The sequence below is a fragment of the Glutamicibacter sp. NPDC127525 genome (genome assembly GCF_042672105.1).
GTDB lineage: Bacteria > Actinomycetota > Actinomycetes > Actinomycetales > Micrococcaceae > Glutamicibacter.
In genome coordinates, this window is record NZ_JBHXVN010000002.1 from 117,564 (window position 1) to 136,840 (window position 19,277).

A 19,277-nucleotide genomic window follows, 5' to 3' on the forward strand; every position below is an offset into this window, starting at 1 on the left:
GCTTTCGCACCCTCGCCGTCCACGGCTTCGAGAAGCCCCGGAGCTGGGAACACCATTACCGGGCGGGAAAGGCAATATGCAAGGAGTTCTACAGGGATTCTCCGTTGTCTTGATCCTCATCGGCATCGGCCTGCTGATGTCGGTCGCACTGCCGCGACAACGCGCGGCCATTGCCCAGGGGCTCACCCCGCTCATCTTCTACATCACCAACCCCGCCCTGATGTTCACCCTGCTTGCCAGTACCGATCTGCATGCGGTGGTTGGTGTATTCACCCCGATAGCCTTGATGGTTGCGGTGCTGACCGGCTCCGCTTATGCATTGGTCGCGCGGCTGGCCTTCAAGACTCCAGCTCATCGGCTGCCCGTTGCGGCCATGTCCACGAGTTATGTGAATGCTGGAAATATCGGTGTGCCGCTGGCCCTTTATGCGGTGGGCAGCACCAGTCCCGTAGTGTCGGTGCTCATCGCGCAGTTGCTGATCATCGCTCCCGTCTACCTGTGCATGTTCGCGGTGCTCTCCCGCGCCAAGTCCGGTGGCGCGGATAGCCTGCCCGGTGCGAAAATGATCCTCAAGTCCATCGCCAACCCTGTCACTATTGCGACCTTCCTCGGTGCGGTGTTCTCCTTCTTTGGCCTGGCACTGCCCGAAGTCATTCATGCGCCAGTGCAAATGATTGGCGACGCATCCATCCCCCTGTTGCTGATGTCCTTTGGAATGGCGCTATACGGCCGGCGTCCATTGTCAGATAAGAACCTGCGCGGCGAAATCTATCTGGCGACCGCGTTCAAGGTGTTCTTCATGCCTTTGCTCGCCTGGCTCGTTGCCCGCTTCGTTTTCGGCCTATCAGGAATCGAACTTCTCGGAGTGGTGATCATGGCGGCGCTTCCAACCGCGCAAAACGTCTTGCTGTTTGCCCAGCAATTCAAGCTCCCCGTCGCCGTGCCGCGCGAAGTGGTGCTGGCAAGCACCCTGCTGACCTTTCCCAGTGTGCTGGTCATTGCCTTCTTGCTGGGCTAGATACGTGCAGCACCGGTATTCGCTCCGGTGGGCATCTTGGGCCTGCCGCTGCTACCCATCCCGTGCGACAGCGTAATCCCTGCCTCGAATGCGCTCGAACCACCTTGCCGAAGCTATCCGTTGCCAGCTGTCTTCCGAACGGTAACTCGGCGGAACTCATGGGCTGGCCAAGCGTCCAGCCGATGAGCTGGCAACCAAGCGGCTATTGGCCATCTCACGGTGCCGAATCCGGAGGGACGCCATTTATTCAATGAATTAGCCAAGATACCTAGCACGCTTGGACCACGGCTTCGACGCCAGGAGAGCTGGATCCCGGAATGTACTCCTAGCTTGAAACAACTTTGGAAAGATAGCGTTCGCTATGCAAATAATTATGTGTTTTCCATGGTCAGTGCGGATCTGAAAATTTCGAACTCCCCAAACATGCAGATAACCATCATTCATTTTTCGAATCTGCGAGTCCGCCGGGATAGTTCCACAGAAATATGTGAAACACCTTTTTAGTACATGAGCGAATATAAAAGATTTATTTGAGAAGTACTTCCTTTAGGAGTTGCCGAGCAGTTACGCTCCTACCGGCACACACCACATCGATTGATCACCGACCTTTGTGCGCCCAAAAACCCTACAAGGAGAACATCAATGGCACGTTTTTCTACCCCTCTTCGGAGAACCCTGGCCGTCTCCGCGGCCGTAGTGATCGGCATGAGCGGCTTCGGCGCTGGCGCCTTGCCAGCTACCGCCTCCCCCGTATCGGCTCCCGCTGAAAAGTCCCTCCCCAAGGCAAATGGCGAAGACAAGGTCAAGATCGGTTCGGTTCAATCAGGCGAGGCCTACGACCAATTCATCGTCACCTACAAGGCTTCAGCCACGCAGACGGGCAAGTCCTCCCGCGCCAAGGCCTGGGGCCAAGCAGCCAAGGCAGCAGGCATTACCGTCAAGGAAATGCGAGCCATGGCCACCGGCAGCTTCGTGGTGAAGGCCGACAAGAAACTCAAGGGCAACGGCGCCAAGGAGTTCATGGCCTATATTGCGCAGTCTGGTCTCGTGGAATCGGTGGAACCCGATGCCATCATGAAGATTTCCATGACGCCTAACGACACCCGGTACGGCGAGCAGTGGCACTACAGCGGCACCAACGGGATGCGCTTGCCTTCGGCCTGGGACATCGCCACCGGCGAGGGCAGCATCGTCGCAGTCCTGGATACCGGCATCACCTCGCACTCGGACCTGAACGCCAACATCGTTTCCGGCTACGACTTCGTCTCCAGCTCTGCCTCGGCCCGCGACGGCAACGGCCGCGACGCGAACCCCCAGGACGAGGGCGACTGGTACGCCGCCGGTGAATGCGGCGGCAGCTACTCGGGCAATTCCTCTTGGCACGGCACCCACGTGGCCGGCACCGTAGCCGCAGTCACCAACAACTCCAGCGGCGTGGCCGGAGTTGCCCCGGATGCCAAGATCCAGCCGGTCCGCGTCCTGGCCAAGTGCGGCGGCAGCCTGTCCGATATCGCCGATGCCATCATTTGGGCTTCGGGCGGTTCGGTCCCGGGAATTGCCAATAACCCAACCCCGGCAGACACCATCAACATGTCCCTGGGCGGTGGCGGCGCTTGCGGAACTACCTACCAGGCGGCCATCAACGCCGCGGTTTCGCGCGGCACCTCGGTGGTAGTTGCCGCCGGCAACGAAAGCCAGAACGCTTCGAATTCCCGCCCGGCCAACTGCGAAAACGTCATTACCGTAGCGGCAAGCAACCCTTCGGGCGCTCCGTCGTACTACACGAACTACGGCTCGGCCGTTGACGTCACCGCACCTGGTGGCGACACCCGCTACGCCGGCCAAGGCGTGCTGTCCACCATCAATACCGGCACCACTACTCCATCCAGCCAGGGCTATGCCTTCTACCAGGGCACTTCCATGGCCACCCCGCACGTAGCGGGCATGGTCGCACTGATGAAGTCGGCAGACCCTGGGATGTCCCCCGCCTCCGTGGAAACTGCGTTGAAGCAGGGCACCCGCGCGATGCCAGGCGGTTGCAGCATCGGTTGCGGCGCCGGACTGGTGGATGCCGCCAAGATCATGAATGCCCTGGACGGCAGCAACCCAACACCAACCCCGGAGCCAACTCCGGATCCGGAGCCAAGCGGCAACCTGCTGAAAAATGCAGGTTTCGAGAACGGGGCGGATTACTGGACCGCCAACCGCGCCGACACCTTCGAGTCCGGCTCGGCAGCCCGCTCCGGCAGCGGATTAGCTGGGCTCAATGGTTGGGGCAATTCCAACACCTACACCCTGGACCAGAAGGTCGCCATCCCGGCAGATGCCACCAATGCGCAGCTGGAGTTCTACCTGCATGTGCTGACCAATGAAACTACTGCCTATAGCCAGTACGACAAGCTGACCGTACAGGTTCTGGACGGCTACGGAACCTACAACATGGGCACCTGGTCGAACTTGGATGCCGGCTCGTCCTACGAACTGCAGGCCGTTGACCTGAACAACTTCCGCGGTAAGACCGTTACTTTGCGTTTCAAGGGCGTGGAAGACAGCTCGCAGGCTACCTTGTTCCGCATTGATGATGCATCGGTAGCCGCCAGCTAGAGGATCGACCAGAAAAGTCCACTATTACCTGCGCAAGCGCGGCACCAATCGGTGCCGCGTTTGCTGCGGGAAAGATAGGGATATCGCCTAGCTCAAGGTCCAGGAGCGCTTGGACAGGCCGTACCAGAAACCGTCAATTGCCGTCTTGGCATCAATTCCACCCGAGGCGTATGCCGCACCCAGCGCAACGTACAGCGGAGCCCAATGCTCCGAGCGCGGGTGCGCTTCGCGGGCCGCCGGGGCCTTGTGCAGGAAGTCGAGGATGGAGTCCACATCCCCGCGGGCCATTGCCTCCTCGGCCCAATGGTCGAACTCGCTGGAGGCCGATGGCGGCGCCGAATCCGGCCCGCCGGCTGGGTTGAACCAGCGCAAGTTGTGGGTGGTGAATCCGGAGCCAACGATCAAGGTTCCCCGCTCGCGCAAGGGCGCCAAGCTCTTGCCCAGATCAAAGAGTCCTGCAGGATCCAGTGTTGGCATGGACATCTGCACCACCGGTACATCCGCATCCGGAAACATTTCCTTCAGCGGCACGTAGGCGCCATGGTCCAGTCCACGCGTCTCGTCGCGCTCCACGTGATGGCCATAGGCCGAGGTCAGCCGTTCGACTTCATTGGCCAGCTCGGGCGCCATTGGCGCGTCGTAGCGAACGTCGTAGTACTTCTGGTCGAAGCCCCAGAAGTCGTAGACCAATTCGTTCTTCTGCTGGGTAGCACTCAGCGTCACCGGCGCATTTTCCCAGTGCGCGGAGATCATCAGAATATCTTTCGGCTTCTCGAAAGTGCCGGACCAGCTAGCCAGCTCCTGGGTCCAGCGCTGGTCGTCGGCCAGTGGCGGTGCGCCATGGCTAAGGAACAAGACGGGAGGGGTATCGGATAGCTGATTCATGATTAAAACCTACCAAGCATTAGTTGAAGCGTCAAGTTTTATTTTCATGAATCCCGATATCCAACTCCAAATGCTCTCCAAGAGGCCCGTGGACAGTGCGGACAGCTTCGCCGCACCACGTTGGGTCCAACGCCAGAGGCAACGGAGGCCATGGCTTTCTTGCTCTGCTTCTGAGCGGCGGCGGAAATCTATTGCTTCTCTAATCACGAATGCAATCGGCAAGTCGTTCTTAAGCTGCGCCGGAGAAGTGGAACTGTACGGCTTTGCAGGCATCAGGCGTTGCCTGGCCAGTCTTTTCCAAGCCATTAATTACGCTCAGCTGGGGATTCGCAGTACGTTCAACACTTCGGCTTCGAACGGCTGCGGTCTCCAATATCAGACTTATCGACCATTAATCTTTAGAATGGTTTGTATGCAAGAAGAAGAACTGATGCAGACGGTCGAAGAAGAATTCACCGCCATCTTATTGCGCGCCCGCCAGATGCTGATCCGTCGCGCCAAGATCATCCACCCGGACCTGCAGGATCCGGGGTACCGCTTGCTTGCAGTGGTCATCCGCGATGAAGCCCAGCAACAGGGAGCACTCGCAGAAAAACTGCGTCTGGACAAGGCGACTATTTCCCGCCTCGTGCAGCACCTCGAGTCTCTGGAACTTGTCACCCGCACCCAGGATCCTTCCGATGGCCGGGCCCAGCTGGTCTCGGCAACAGAAAACGCCAAGGAAAAATGGCGCTCCAGCGGTAACACGCTGCGTGAGGAACTGCGCCGCCAGCTCAAGGAATGGGAAGCCTCCGAACTGAAGAATTTTGGAGATCTCCTGCACCGCCTCAACGACAGTTTTGAACAGATTCTCTAGTCCCCGATCATCAGCTGAAGCCTTGGAGACCTTCTGGTTTCCAAGGCTTCAGCTTTTTAGGCTCACTCCATCAGCGCCAGGAAATCATCGGCGCTTAACGCAGCACTCTGCGCGGCTTGGGCAGTCTCTCCCAGGACATCATTGAACAGCTGCGTCTTCTTGGCCTGCAGCGCGAGCACCTTGGATTCGATGGTGTCCTTTGCCACCAAGCGATACACATAGACCGGACGAGTTTGCCCAATGCGGTGGGCCCGGTCAATAGCCTGGGCTTCGGCCTGCGGGTTCCACCATGGGTCCAGCAAGATGCAGTAGTCGGCGGAAGTGAGATTAATGCCGAAGCCGCCGGACTTCAGCGAGATGAAGAAGACCGGGAAATCTCCCTCGCTGAAACCGTCAATCAGTTCCTTGCGCTTTGGGCCAGTGGTGGACCCATCAAGGTATCCGTGCTCAATGCCCAGCTCTTCAGCGACGTCGCGTGCCTTGGCCAAGAAACTGGTGAATTGGCTGAAGACCAGAATCTTATGCCCTTCAGAAACCGCGTCCCCCATGAGTTCGCGCAGCATTTCCAGCTTCGCGCTCGGGGCATCGCCCTCGCCTACCAGGGACGGATCCAAGGCCAGCTGGCGCAGCAGGGTCAGCGACTGGAGAATCTGGAAGCGATTCGAATCAACGTCGTCAACCAGGCCCAGGACTTCTTGCCGCACACGCTGGAAGCGGCGGTCATAGGCTTTGCGGTGCCCCGGCTCCAGTTCGACTTCCAGCACCTGTTCGGTCTTCGCCGGCAGCTCTGGAACGACCTGTTCCTTGGTACGGCGCAGCACGAACGGACGCAGTCGGCTCTTCAGGCGCTCCAGGCGCTCCTGGTCTCCGTCGGCAATGGGCTTCTGGTAGTTGTCCTTAAAGGACTTCGCACCGCCCAGCAGGCCTGGTGCAGCCAGTGAGACCAACGCCCACAGTTCCAGCAGGTTGTTTTCCATGGGAGTGCCAGTGACCACGAATTTGCACGGCACTGGCAGCTGCCGGGCCTGCTTGTAGCCTTTGGAGGCATGGTTCTTCAGTTGCTGGGCCTCGTCCATGATCATGACGTTGAATCCGGCGGCTTCAAAATCCCCATAGGCCAGGCGGAAGATCGTGTAGCTGGTAACTACCAATTGGGCGTCACCGATCTGCGACGCCATGCTTTGGCCGCTCTTTCTAGCTGTTGAAGTGATGCCGGTGACGCTCATCTGCGGCGCAAATCGCTGCGCCTCATTGATCCAGTTGCCCACCACCGAGGTAGGAGCCAGCACCAGGAATTTCTGGGCAGGATCCTCGACGCGCGCTTGTTCAAGGCAAGCCAGCAGCTGGACGGTCTTGCCCAGACCCATATCGTCGGCAAGGACGCCACCGAGATCATGGGTACGCAAGAAGTTGAGCCAGGATAAGCCGTGGCCCTGATACGGGCGCAGTTCAGCGTTGAACGTTTCCGCTAGCTGGACCGGCTGCATTTCTTCACCGCTTTGCAGCGCATTCATGGTCTGCAGCCACTGGTTGTGCTGGGCTTCGATAATGCCCAGATCCACCAGTTCTTGCCACCAGTCGATGCTCAACTTATGGATGCGGATCGTATCGCCCTGCACCGTGCCCAGCTCCCCGGCCTCTGATATCAGCTGGCGCAGCTGCGTGAAATCTGCACCATCAATCGGGATCACCGTAAGGTCATCGAGGACGAGATACTCATCTTGCTTGGTCAAGGCCTCCAGCAGCAGTGGGAACGGGACCTTGGTCTCGTCCAGGAGCACTTCCACAGACAAGTCGAACCAGTCCCCCGTGCTTTCGCCGGCTTCGACACTGACAGCGGCCGGCGCGTGGCTGATCCGGTACTTCGGCAGCCTGTTCTGCTCTTCAACGACCACATCGGGATGCTCTGCCAATAGCGGCAATGCGTAGACCAAGAAATCGATGGATTCGGAGGTGCTGAATTCCTTCGGCGGGAAGATTCCTGAAGAGGTCAGTTGCCCCAAGGAAGCCTGCGCGCCGAGCTTGTCCTGCACCGAAGCAGCAATTTCCTTTTCCACGGCATACTGGCGGGGGCCCGCGGAGGCGTACTCCCAGGAATAGCTCACGGTCAGCGGAGTTCGGATGCTCTCCAGGGACAGCTTGAGGCTGGGGCGTGCTGGAACAGGGATGCTGTAGCTGTCATCCTCGCTCTTCAACGGTGCCATCAGACGCAATCGGTCCAGGTGCTGGCGCTCGAAAAGCTCAACGCCTTCCTGCGGGATGGATTGCGCACCGGATTCAATAAATGTGGCCAGTTCCTTCGTGACCGGTTCAGCGAACCGGGCCAAACCGATTTCCCTGGCCTTCGGCAAGGGGCTGGACGCGTAAGCCAACAAGGTCGGCGGCGTGCCTATGGGCAAGAGGTAGAGGTGCTCTTCGCTCGGCCCGCGCAGCTTCCCTTCCATGCTCAGGCCATGTTCACCGCGACGCACATCCACGTGTGCCATGGCTGGTTGCTCGCTGAACTCCACCGGGGCCTTGGCCGTAGAACCGCCGTTGACGATCTGCACTCCAGCTTCACGCAGGGCTTCGAACGCATCCAGCAGGTCCTGGCCTGGAAGATCCATCAAGGAGATCCACTCCTTGGGATCCCACGAATGGCGATAAGTATCTTGTTCAACGTGTTCACGCAACCGGTCCAGTTCAACGACCGCACGACGCTGCTTCTTGGAGAACCGCGTATCAAAGGCAACATTGCGCCAGCTGATCCCGGTTTGGATCCAGGGGCTCTTGGTGCCCTGGCGGGCCGGGCGTGCCTGCAAGGTCAGCGCGTCCTCGCCGCCATAACGCGGTTCGCTGACCACTTTCAGGATCAATCCCAACGGTTCTTCGGCAGCCAGCGGCTCATCGGAAATGACTGGAAGCAGACGGTCAAGGGTACGTTCCCACTGCGGCTTGCTATTGCGTTTCCATGCGTGGGGATCCACCCCGGAGTCGGAGACGAAGAAGCCCTGGTCTTCTTCGGTGGTGACCTCAATGAGCAAGGCGGCGACGTCTTCACAGGACTGAACCCCCGGATGCTTGCCGCAGAAGCTGGTGAAGCTGATATTGCCCGCGGTGATTTCCAATTGGGCCATCACCGATTCGCGCAGCACCACACCGGAGATGCGGGTAGATCCCGGTTGCATTACCCGGTTGGCGATCTGCACTTTTCCGGAATCACACAGGAATTGGCCCAGGTTGTATTCGGATTCGGTCACCAAGGTCTGGGCCGCAGAAAGTGTCAGCTGGAATTCCATACTCGCCGTTCATTGTTCGTGCAGTGGGCGCCCGAGAGCTAGATTCCATCTTAGCGAGCCGGAAAGCAAGATGCCCGGTGACGAAAAGTTACTTCTGCCCTTTACCCGCGGGCCCTGCAACCGATAGAAATTAATCACTGAATCACGAGTTCCACTCTTTGAGCCCTGGCTGAGTGGACGGCAACCCTCCTGCGTCATTGTGCGGGGTGCCCCAGGTGAAGATTCGACGCATCTTGACAGCCAAGATGCGTAAGCGATGGCGCCCCTTGCGCCAGAAAGGGGATCAATTCCCCATGACTAATGCAGCATCTGCCCCAACCGTATCCGAAGACCGCGCACAGCGCCTGCAGGAAGCAGGCAAGGGCTGGGGCGAACGAATTTCGGCTGCCCCGCAAAGTGCCCAATTGACTTTCACTGTGGAGGGCGAAGGCTTCGATTCGGTAGCCAGCAACATTGTCTCGGGCAAGCACACCTTCCAGGTCGACGAGCCAGCTGCCCTGGGCGGCAGCGACCTGGCCGCAAGCCCCGTGGAATACGCGCTCGGAGCGCTCATCTCCTGCCAGGTTGTGGTCTATCGCTTGTACGCGCAGAATCTCGGCATCCAGGTGGACGACGTGAAGATCCAGGCCAATGGCCACCTCGATGTCCGCGGACTCTTCGGCATCGACCAGACCATCCGCCCCGGCTTCTCGTCGGTGGATCTGGACATCCGGATTGCCGGACCGGAATCAGCTGAACGCTATGAAGAACTGCGCCGCGCAGTGGATGCCCACTGCCCAGTGCTGGACCTCTTCGCCAATCCGGTGCCGGTGACAACCGCGGTGAGCATCACAGAGATCAACTAGAGTTCGCTGAACTAAAAAGCACCGCGGCGGCCCCCGACTTCAGGGGCCGCCGCGGTGCACTTCTAGCTGAAGCCAACTATTGCCCCAGGAAGTTCAGCAGGACTTTGCCGGAGCGAGCCGAATCTTTGGCCGTTTCGAAGGCTTCAAGCGCATCGGCGACCGGGAACTCGTGGGTTACCGCCTCGGAAACCTGCAGTGAACCGTCGGCCAGGGCAGCAAGCACATGGTCGATTTCGTCGTTGAAGCGGAAGGAACCAACCAGTTCCAGCTCGCGGGTAATAGCCAGCGAAATGAGTGTGGGTTGTTCTCCTGAGGGCAGCAACCCGACCATGACCACTCGACCGCCGCGCACGGCACCGCGCACGGCGGAGGCCAACCCGCGGAAGTTGCCGCTGGCCTCGATCACCACGTCCGCGCCCACCTGGGCAAGAGCTTCCTGGTCATCGGCGCGCAAAGTTGAAGTGACACCGAGTTTCCCGGCGATTTCCAACGGCTTCTCGTGCATGTCCACTGCGATGATTTCTTTGGCTCCGGCACGCTTGAGCACTGCTACAGCGAGAGCTCCGATCGGCCCAGCACCAATAACCAGCGCCTTCTTGCCGGCGACTTCACCGGCGCGCGACACCGCATGCCAAGCAACCGCAGCCGGTTCTGCCAGTGCCGCATCACGCAGTGCTAAGCCAGCAGGCAGCTCACGCAGCATGCGTGATGGCAGGTTCACTTCGCGGGCGAATGCGCCCTCGGTGTGCGGGTAGCGGGCGGCCGAGCCCAGATAGGTGCACCCCGGGGAAAGATTCGGGCGGTCGGCCGGGTAGGGTTCCCCGGTCTCGCCTGGTGTTGCCGGGTGCACGGCGACTTTGGTTCCGGCTGCCGGCCCGCTGCCGTCAGCGGCGGCCTGGATGATGGTGCCGACGATTTCATGCCCGAGAACCATTGGAGCCTTGAGGATCGATTCCCCGGCGGCGCCGTGGCTCCAGTAATGCAAGTCTGATCCGCAGATACCGCCGTAAGCGATGGCAACGCGTGCTTCATCTGCTCGCGGCGCTGCCAGCTCGATTTGTTCAATACGCAAATCATCGGCTGCATGGGCCACGACGGCCAACGTGCTGGTGGCGAGGGAATTAGACGACAACGCTCATGCCTCCGTCGATGAAAATGGTCTGCCCGTTCACGTAGTTCGATCCATCCGAGGCCAACCAGACTGCTGGTCCGGCCAGATCCTCGACAGTTCCCCAACGGGCAGCCGGGGTGCGGCCCAGAATCCAGGAATTGAATTTCTCGTCATCCACCAGATTCTGCGTCATCTCGGTGTGGATGTAGCCCGGTGCGATGCCGTTGATTTGCAGTCCCGAACCAGCCCATTCGGCGGTCATGGCGCGGGTGAGATTGCGCAGGCCGCCCTTGGCTGCGGTGTAGGCGGAGATGGTGGGGCGGGCCAAGTCGGTTTGCACCGAGCAGATGTTGATGATCTTGCCTTCGCCACGCTGCACCATGGAGCGTGCGACTTCTCGGCCTACCAGGAATGCGCTGGTGAGGTTCGTGTCAATCACGCGCTGCCAGTCAGCCACCTCCAGATCCAGCATGGGCACGCGGTGCTGGATACCCGCGTTGTTCACCAAAATGCGGATGGGGCCGATGTTCTTTTCAATGGCTGCGATGTTCTCGCGCACGGCGGCATCATCGGTGACATCGAAGCAGGCGCTATGGATTCTTTCGGTGCCATAGCGGGTACCGAATTCGGCGGCAGTTTCGGCCAGGCGTTGCGCATCCCGGCCGTGAAGGATGATGGTGGCACCGGCATCCGCCAAGGCACTGGCAAGTTCGCGTCCAATGCCGCGGGAGGACCCGGTGACCAGGGCCAGGCGTCCGGACAGGTCAAAAAGTTGGCTCATGAGTTCCCTCGCATGAAGTGTCGATGGTACATCGACGGGAACTCACCAGCGGTATGAACCAGCTGCTGTATCCGAAAAATCAGCCCCGTCGCTTCCCCAAAACATATCAGATATAAGAGGTGCGAGGGGTCATAAAGTCCGACTTATTTATTTGAAAACTATCCTGCCGGATCTAGCGGGTCTGCGAGTAGAACCAGTTGATGTGCTCTTCGAGCAGCTGGGCCGCCCGTTCGCGCTGGTTCGTCGCGAATGCGTGGTGGATGGCCTTGTGCTGGCGGCGCAGGACGCGCACCACCGGCTGCCAGGCCTCGTCGCTGGGCACCGATTCGGAGACATAGTCGCTGATCGAGTTGCGCAGCGATTCCATCATCGATTCCACTACCGCATTGCCGGCCATGGAGGCCAGGAGCACATGGAACTCGGCATCAATGCGGTGGAAGGCCTCGCGCGAGAGCTGCGCGTCGTCCATGCGCATGATCAGCACCGCGGTGCGGTCAATGACCTGCTGGGCATGAATCGGATCGCGCGGCGTCATTTGCGCTGCCCAGGTTTCCAGCAGGATGCGGGATTCGACGATCTCGCGGACGTTGATCCCCTTGGCCGCCAAGTGCAGGCGCAATGCCTGCGAAATGCCTGCCGAGGGGTTGGAGATGATCACCGCTCCGGAGTTGGGCCCGGAGCCGGTGGAAGTCTTGATAATGCCCATCACATCAAGGATGCGGATGGCATCGCGGACCGAGGCCCGCGAGATCCCATGCTGCTCCGCGAGCGCACGCTCGCCGGGAAGCTGGTCTCCAACGGAGAGCTTCTCCTTGCGCAGATCCTCTTCAATTGCTTGGAGAACAATCTGGTACGCACGCGGAGCTGGGTTTACTGGCATCGGATCTATTTTAGCCGTTCGAAGCTAAGGCAGCATCCAGGACAGAACCGGGGTGGACTGCAGGTAAACCAAGCAGCACAGCACCAGCAGCATGCCTACGGACCAACCGGCAACCTTCTTGAGGATTACCGACTCCTGGCCTTCCATCTTCACCGAGGTAGCGGCGATGGCCAGGTTCTGCGGGGAGATCAGCTTGCCGACCACGCCGCCGGAGGTGTTGGCGGCAACCAGCAGGTTCGGATCGATGCCGGCATTGATGCCAGCGGTCTGCTGCAGCTTGGCGAACAGCGCGTTGGCCGAGGTGTCCGAGCCGGTCACCGCGGTGCCGATCCAGCCCAGGATTGGCGACAGGAAGGCGAAGAATGCGCCGGTGCCTGCCAGCCAGGTGCCAATGGTGATGGTCTGGCCCGAAAGGTTCATCACGTAAGCCAGGCCGAGGACCGAGAGGATGGTCAGCGCGGCGTAGCGCATGTTGTAGACGGTCTTGCCGATTTCGGCAGCACCCTCGGCGAAGGTCATCTTGTACTTGCCGTTGCCGTCGTTCTTCGCGTAGACCAGGGCCACGATCAGGCCAGTGATCAGCAGCAAGGTGCCCGGGGAGGATAGCCACTGGAAGTTGTAGATAGTCGACGTTACCGCTTCGCCATCAGCATCCAGGATCTTGCCGTCCAGTCCTGGCCAACCGAACTTGATGTCCGTGCTTGCCAGCCATGCAGGAATGTCCACGCCCAGCTTCCACAGCTTGGCCAGGCCGAAGATGACGATAACCAGCAGGTACGGGAACAAGGCCATCCAGGTGTTGACCGGGTGCAGCTTGGCGTTGGCTCCGTATGGAATTGCGGCAGCTTCAGCAGTCAGCACGCGCTGGCGTGCCTCGTCGGCGCCCTTTGGAGTCCAGAAGCGCAGCAGGATCACTGCCGCGGCCAGGCCAACCAGCGCAGCGACGATATCGGTCAGCTCATAGGAGAAGTAGGTCGAGCACAGCCACTGGGCGACACCGAAGGAGATGCCGATGGTCAGCGTTGCCGGCAGGGTCTGGCGCATGCCGCGCCAGCCATCGAGGATCAGCACCAGGATCGATGGGACGAACAGTGCCAGCAGCGGGGACTGGTGGCCAACGATGGCGCCGATGTCGGCAGCCGGGATGCCGGTCAGGGCACCAGCGGTGGTGATGGGGATCGCCACCGCGCCGAAGGCCACCGGGGCGGTGTTGGCAATCAGCACCGCGCAGGCTGCGCGCAGCGGGGACAGGCCCAATGCCAGCAGCATGGTGGCGGTAATCGCCACCGGTGCGCCGAAGCCGGCCAGCGCTTCAAGCAGTCCGCCGAAGCAGAAGGCAATCAGCACGGCCTGGATGCGCACGTCGCCGCCGCCGATAACGTCAAAGACGCGGCGCAGGTCTTCGAAGCGGCCCGACTTGACGGTGACCTGGTAGAGGAAGATCGCCATGACAACGATCCAGACAATAGGGAAGGCACCGAAGACCATGCCCATCAGTCCGGAGTTCAATGCCAATCCAACCGGCATGTTCCAGCCGAAGATCGCCACGAGGATGGCAACAGCGAGCGAGCCGAGGCCGGCCCAGTGGGCCTTGACCTTGACTACCGCCAGAAGTACGAAGAAGGCTACAAGCGGGATCAGTGCGATGAGCGCTGAAACAGCTATGCTCCCCGCGATCGGATCCGTGGAGGGTGTAAACACGGTGTGGGCGTCCTTACTCGAGATGGTCTGACCATATGTGGTCCGACCACCTAGAGTACAAGGTGAGAGCTATCACAACAAGTCTTGACTATTACGAAGTACGTGGCATAGTATGGTCTGACCACACCCTGAAAGAGTCATTTATTATGCGAATTGCTCTCTTTGCCACGTGCATTGTGGATGCTATGTATCCGGAAACCGCCAAGTCGACAGTGAAAATCCTGGAACGCTTGGGCCATGAAGTCATTTTCCCCAAGGCGCAAGCCTGCTGTGGGCAAATGCACATGAATTCCGGTTATATGCCTGAAGCCCTGCCCGTGGTCGAAAACCACATCAATGCCTTCGACACCGAAGACTATGACGTCGCGGTGGCCCCCTCGGGCTCCTGCGTTGCTTCGGTCAAGCACCAGCACCCTTTCCTGGCAGAGCGCCTGGGCAAGCCGGAGCTCAAGGAACGCGCAGTTGCCGTGGGCAAGCGCACCTATGAACTGAGCCAACTGCTGGTGGATGTCCTGGGGATCACCAACGCCGCCGAGCAGCTGGGCAGCTACTTCCCGCAGACCATCACCTACCACCCTTCCTGCCACGGCATGCGTTCGCTGAAACTCGGCGATCGGCAACTTGATCTGCTCAAGACCGTCGGCGGCATCACCGTCAACGAGCTTCCGGAAGCTGACCAGTGCTGCGGCTTCGGCGGTACCTTCTCGATCAAGAACTCCGATGTCTCCACGGCAATGCTCGAAGACAAGATGAAGAACATCTGCTCCACCGGCGCCTCGGCCTGCGCGGGCGGCGACGCCTCCTGCCTGATGCACATCGGCGGCGGACTTTCGCGCACCGGAGCCAAGCCAAAGACCCTGCACCTGGCAGATATCCTGGCCAGCACCATGGAAGAGACGGTGTCACTGTGACTCAGGTATTCCTCGGCATGCCTGCCGGCGGGCAGGGCAACCTGTTCGAGACCGAGCCATTCCCCAAGGCCGCGCACCGCGAACTGGGCAACACCCAGATGCGCAAGAACCTGCGCCACGCCACCCACACCATTCGCGACAAGCGGCTGAACGTCGTCGGCGAGCTTCCGGACTGGGAAGAGCTGCGCGACGCCGGCAGCGCCATCAAGAACCTGACGATGGCCAACCTCGAAGAGCGTTTGGAAGAGTTCGAGAAGAACTTCACCGCCCGGGGCGGCATTGTCCACTGGGCCCGTGACGCGGACGAAGCCAACAAGATCGTTACCGAGCTGGTCAAGGCGACCGGCTCGAAAGAGGTCGTCAAGGTCAAGTCCATGGCCACCCAGGAAATCGGCCTGAACGAGCACCTGGAGACCGAGGGCATCGAAGCCTTCGAAACCGACCTTGCCGAGCTGATCGTCCAGCTGGGCAACGACAAGCCAAGCCACATCCTGGTTCCGGCGATCCACAAGAACCGCACCGAGGTGCGCGACATCTTCCTCAAGGAAATGCCGGTAGTGGATCCGAACCTGACCGATGAGCCAGCCAAGCTGGCCGAAGCTGCCCGCAAGCACCTGCGCAAGAAGTTCCTTTCCGCCAAGGTCGCCATCTCCGGCGCGAACTTCGCGCTGGCTGATACCGGCACCCTGGGCGTAGTGGAATCCGAGGGCAACGGCCGCATGTGCCTGACCCTGCCCGAAACCCTGATCACGGTCATGGGCATCGAGAAGGTTCTCCCCCACTGGGAGGACATCGAGGTCTTCATGCAGCTGCTGCCGCGGTCTTCCACCGGCGAGCGCATGAATCCCTACACCTCGCTGTGGACCGGCGTGAGCGAAGACGATGGCCCGCAGAACGTGCACATCGTGCTGCTGGATAACGGCCGCACCCGCGCCCTGGCCGACCGCTTCGGCCGCACCGCGCTGAACTGCATCCGCTGCTCGGCGTGCATGAACGTGTGCCCAGTGTACGAGCGCACCGGCGGCCACGCCTACGGTTCGACCTACCCGGGCCCGATCGGCGCAATCCTCTCCCCGCTGCTGACCGGCATCCAGGTCGAGGAAAACGGCTCCTTGCCATATGCTTCCTCGCTGTGCGGCGCCTGCTACGACGCTTGCCCGGTGAAGATCAACATCCCGGAAATCCTCGTGCACCTGCGCGGCGAGGACGTGGATGCCAACCGCGACAAGCACAAGCTCCCGACCCAGATGGATCTGCTGATGAAGGGCGGCTCCTGGGCGTTGGGCAAGGGCAAGAACCTCGGCCTGCTCGAAAAGGCCTTGCCGCTGGGCCGGCTGATGTCCGGCAAGGAAAAGAAGATCAAGAAGCTTCCGGGCATCGCCGCAGGGTGGACCGCCAGCCGTGACATTCCCGCCCCGCCAAACAAGTCCTTCCGCGACTGGTGGAGCGACGAGAAGGAGTCCAAGTGAGCGCAAAAGACGAAATCCTGGGACGGATCCGCTCGGCACTAGCCGATGCTCCCGTCGCGCAAGAGGTACCCCGCGAATACCGCAAGACCTCGGATATGGGTGAAGCTGAGCTCATCGACCTGCTGGTGGACCGCTTGGTGGATTACAAGGCCGGGGTGGACGTCATTGACGCCGCGCAGATCCCGGAATACGTAGCGGCCAAGCTGGCGGGAGCCTCCAGCGTTGTCTACCCGCATGGCTTGGACACCGGCTGGCTCTCAGGGCTGGGCGAGAAGGTCGAGCAGCGCATCGATGCCCCGGGCGCACGGCTGAGCATCGCCGAACTGGATGAAACCAGCGCCGTGGTCACCTCGTCGGCCGTTTCGGTCGCCGAGTCCGGCACCATCATCCTCGATGGCGAGCCAAACCAGGGCCGCCGCGCGATTTCGCTGGTACCCGACCACCATGTGTGCATCGTGCCGATCTCGTCGATCGTGCGCCTGCTGCCAGAAGCCATGCCGCGACTGGCCATCACCCGTCCGCAGACCTGGATCTCCGGCCCGTCGGCCACCAGTGATATCGAGCTGGAGCGCGTTGAAGGCGTGCACGGCCCGCGTACCTTGGACGTCCTGATGGTTCGCGGCCTGTAAGGCTGGCGCAATAAGCTTTCGCGGCCGGTTCCCCCCTCCTAAACCTCCAGGGGAACCGGCCGCGAGTGCATTTAAGTGTGCTGTCGGCTTCTTGCCCTAGCCGCCGGCAATAAAACCCTTCAGGTCCGCCTCTATTCGATCGCGCGCGGCAAAAAAGCGAAGCCGGCAGTCCAGCTTCGAACATTTCGCGGAAGCGCACCGGTGGCATGGAAACGCTCAAGCCCGCGATGACTTCCCTGGCTCCATCGTGACGGCAATCCGTTATGCTTCCCTTGCCTCGGATTTTCATCACCGGAGATATCTGGCGCACCCAGCCCGCCAATCCTGTCCAGGCTTGGACGTGTCCATGGCGCTGCCGCTGGACGCGACCGGTGAGTTGGGCGAATTCTTCGCTCAATTCATGACTGAATCACCAGTAACTGCCTAGCTGCCGATGCGTCATCTGCCCGTGGCAGCTGTCATCCAAAACAGCATCAGCGGGCAGATTCTGATTACATGGATAGGCAGGCGGAAGATTCTCACTTGAAGGGCCGGGATGGAGAAACAACAGGACCTTCGGATTTCGGTACGCACCATTCCCGATTCGGCTTTGCGCTTCGTCGGCTTCCTTTCCTTCTTCGACCGCTATGGCACCCCTCCCATGCTGGTCGCACTTTCGCTGGGTACCTCGCTCAGTTTCGCCCAAGCTGTCCAACTGGTAGCTTCCTATGCCTTGTTCTATGCCATAGGCCAACCGATCTGGGGCGTGCTTAGCGATCGTTTCGGGCGTCTTGCGGTTTTGCGCGCGGCGCTCATCGGCGCTGGCCTCGGTGCGGTCGCCAGCATCCTGTTCACCGACTATTTGCCGCTACTCATTGCCCGCTCCGTCACCGGGTTCATGTTCGGCGCACTGTATCCCACACTGATGACGCTCCTGGGCGATACCCGCACCGGGGTGGAACGCGCTCGCGGCTTATCTGATTTGCAGATCTATTCCTCGCTGGGAACCACCCTGGCGACATTAGCTTCAGGAGCATTGGCAACATACGCGAACTGGCGGCTGGTGTTCCTGTTGCCTGCACTGGGTTGCGTAGCAGCCCTGTATAGCTTGCGGAAGGCGGCAGAGCCCGAGCATTCGCGTTCCGGATTCAAATTCCGTGCAGCTTTGCGTCCCATGAATTTGGCCCTTTATGCCATCGTCTTCCTCGAAGGCGGGCTGCTCATGGGATTGCTGACCTATATCGTTCCCGCCTTGCAAGAATCCGGTGTCGCTATTGGCTTGGCAGGAGCGCTAGGTTGCGCTTTTGCCCTGGGAGTCATTCTGGGTGCACGCTTGATGCGCCGATTGGTGGCACGCATTGGCCGAACGTGGCTTATTGGCGGTGGAGGCCTGCTGCTTTGCGCAGCTTTCCTCCCTTCGGCGTTCGCCCCATCCCCTGCCTCCTACACCCTCACCGCGTTCTTCCTGGGTGCCGCGAACGCGATCATGCACTCATCGATGCAGGGGTGGGCGACCGAAATCTCGCCTGACGCGCGAGCCACCACCGTTTCACTGTTCGTTTTCGCCCTGTTCGCCGGGGCCTCTGCGGCGACCTACCTAACTGCAGATCTAGCGCAGAATGGCCACTACGGGCAGATCTTCGGGATCGGCTTGGCACTGAGCCTGTTACTCGTGGCGTTGGCGACTGGCACTCATGCGCTGTGGCGCAGAATGCACCCAGCCAGCTGACTTCCCTGGCAGGTACGGGGCATTCTGGCATTGCAGAGAGTTCTTCTAGAGATTAGATGTTATTGCCGGTTGCATGTGAGAATCTTGAATTAAGCGAACGAGCCTCACAAGTGGAAAGCAGGTTGCCATGACCAGTCCAGGCGAAGAACCACGAAACCCTTATTCTTCAGGGCACCAGGGTCAGAACCGTCAGTACCAGCAGCCTGGTTCCTACGATCTCAACGGCGTCCCGCAACAGCCTTACTACAATCAACAGGCACATGGCCAACCGGGCCAGTATCCCCCGGGCAACTTCGGCTATCCGACAGCATCCCATTTTCAAGGCACCCAGCTGGCACAGACCTCGATGATTCTTGGCATTGTGTCAATCTTCGTTGCAGGCGTGATCCTTGGCCCGATTGCTATTTTCAAGGCCAATAAAGCCGAAAGGGAATTCAATACGGTATCCACGGTCGGCAAAGTGACCGGTTGGATCGGCACCATTTTGGGCGTGCTCTGGATCGTGTATGTCGCATTCCTTGTCATCGGTGCTATCGCATTTTCCGTGGACCCGTCGTTCAGCGGGTCCTAGGCACGTCTTCCCTCGACTTTAACGACAAAG

Annotated in this window: 15 protein-coding genes and 1 riboswitch; of the genes, 9 read left to right on the plus strand and 6 right to left on the minus strand. The window is 60.2% G+C overall.

The window, feature by feature from the left end:
• The first annotated feature begins 76 nt into the window (after positions 1-76).
• Together ACFVHU_RS06305 and ACFVHU_RS06310 are read left to right on the plus strand one after the other, a co-directional pair.
• A complete protein-coding gene (locus ACFVHU_RS06305; protein ID WP_388023202.1) occupies positions 77-1,018 on the plus strand; it encodes an AEC family transporter in 942 nt (313 codons plus the stop codon).
• Positions 1,019-1,660: 642 nt separating this feature from the next.
• Positions 1,661-3,622, plus strand: coding sequence for a S8 family peptidase (locus ACFVHU_RS06310; protein WP_388023204.1), 1,962 nt, complete (start codon positions 1,661-1,663; stop codon positions 3,620-3,622).
• A gap of 87 nt (positions 3,623-3,709) precedes the next feature.
• On the opposite strand, the gene ACFVHU_RS06315 is transcribed toward ACFVHU_RS06310, so the two are convergent.
• Entirely contained in the window at positions 3,710-4,507 is a 798-nt protein-coding gene (locus ACFVHU_RS06315) for a dioxygenase (protein ID WP_105656276.1), read from the minus strand.
• On the opposite strand from ACFVHU_RS06315, the gene ACFVHU_RS06320 reads away from it, so the two are divergent.
• Positions 4,506-5,363 carry a MarR family winged helix-turn-helix transcriptional regulator gene (locus ACFVHU_RS06320; protein WP_388023207.1) on the plus strand — a complete coding sequence of 286 codons (858 nt, stop codon included), beginning with the start codon at positions 4,506-4,508 and terminating at the stop codon, positions 5,361-5,363. The genes ACFVHU_RS06315 and ACFVHU_RS06320 overlap by 2 nt on opposite strands.
• Positions 5,364-5,425: 62 nt before the next feature.
• Here the strand turns inward: ACFVHU_RS06320 and ACFVHU_RS06325 are convergent, their stop codons facing one another.
• Positions 5,426-8,641, minus strand: coding sequence for a DEAD/DEAH box helicase (locus tag ACFVHU_RS06325; protein ID WP_388023210.1), 3,216 nt, complete (start codon positions 8,639-8,641; stop codon positions 5,426-5,428).
• Positions 8,642-8,781: 140 nt separating this feature from the next.
• A riboswitch (SAM riboswitch) is annotated at positions 8,782-8,903 on the plus strand.
• Between the two features lie 31 nt (positions 8,904-8,934).
• Here ACFVHU_RS06325 and ACFVHU_RS06330 point away from each other — a divergent pair.
• On the plus strand, positions 8,935-9,486 hold the full coding sequence (locus ACFVHU_RS06330; RefSeq protein ID WP_332594599.1) for an OsmC family protein: 552 nt from the start codon (positions 8,935-8,937) through the stop codon (positions 9,484-9,486).
• Positions 9,487-9,562: 76 nt separating this feature from the next.
• Here the strand turns inward: ACFVHU_RS06330 and ACFVHU_RS06335 are convergent, their stop codons facing one another.
• From ACFVHU_RS06335 to ACFVHU_RS06350, 4 genes are all read right to left on the minus strand, one after another.
• A complete protein-coding gene (locus ACFVHU_RS06335; protein ID WP_388023214.1) occupies positions 9,563-10,618 on the minus strand; it encodes an L-idonate 5-dehydrogenase in 1,056 nt (351 codons plus the stop codon).
• Complete coding sequence (locus ACFVHU_RS06340; protein ID WP_388023217.1) at positions 10,608-11,378, minus strand: SDR family oxidoreductase; 771 nt, start codon at positions 11,376-11,378, stop codon at positions 10,608-10,610. The genes ACFVHU_RS06335 and ACFVHU_RS06340 overlap by 11 nt, the downstream gene beginning before the upstream one ends.
• A 172-nt stretch (positions 11,379-11,550) precedes the next feature.
• Positions 11,551-12,258 carry a FadR/GntR family transcriptional regulator gene (locus ACFVHU_RS06345; protein ID WP_105656270.1) on the minus strand — a complete coding sequence of 236 codons (708 nt, stop codon included), beginning with the start codon at positions 12,256-12,258 and terminating at the stop codon, positions 11,551-11,553.
• Positions 12,259-12,282: 24 nt separating this feature from the next.
• Positions 12,283-13,959 (minus strand): L-lactate permease, encoded by a 1,677-nt coding sequence (locus tag ACFVHU_RS06350; protein WP_388023220.1) that lies wholly within the window; start codon positions 13,957-13,959, stop codon positions 12,283-12,285.
• 146 nt (positions 13,960-14,105) lie between these two features.
• On the opposite strand from ACFVHU_RS06350, the gene ACFVHU_RS06355 reads away from it, so the two are divergent.
• The 5 genes from ACFVHU_RS06355 (at position 14,106) to ACFVHU_RS06375 (ending at position 19,247) form a co-directional block, all read left to right on the plus strand.
• Positions 14,106-14,870: a (Fe-S)-binding protein gene (locus ACFVHU_RS06355; protein ID WP_105656268.1), complete on the plus strand. Its 765-nt coding sequence runs from the start codon at positions 14,106-14,108 to the stop codon at positions 14,868-14,870.
• Positions 14,871-14,887: 17 nt separating this feature from the next.
• Entirely contained in the window at positions 14,888-16,339 is a 1,452-nt protein-coding gene (locus ACFVHU_RS06360; RefSeq protein WP_105656386.1) for a LutB/LldF family L-lactate oxidation iron-sulfur protein, read from the plus strand.
• Positions 16,336-16,968, plus strand: a complete 633-nt coding sequence (locus ACFVHU_RS06365; protein ID WP_105656267.1) for an LUD domain-containing protein — start codon at positions 16,336-16,338, stop codon at positions 16,966-16,968. Before ACFVHU_RS06360 ends, ACFVHU_RS06365 begins: the two co-directional genes overlap by 4 nt.
• Positions 16,969-17,503: 535 nt before the next feature.
• Positions 17,504-18,676, plus strand: a complete 1,173-nt coding sequence (locus ACFVHU_RS06370; protein WP_388023224.1) for an MFS transporter — start codon at positions 17,504-17,506, stop codon at positions 18,674-18,676.
• A 127-nt stretch (positions 18,677-18,803) separates the two neighbouring features.
• Positions 18,804-19,247 (plus strand): hypothetical protein, encoded by a 444-nt coding sequence (locus ACFVHU_RS06375; RefSeq protein WP_388023227.1) that lies wholly within the window; start codon positions 18,804-18,806, stop codon positions 19,245-19,247.
• Positions 19,248-19,277 lie beyond the last annotated feature (30 nt).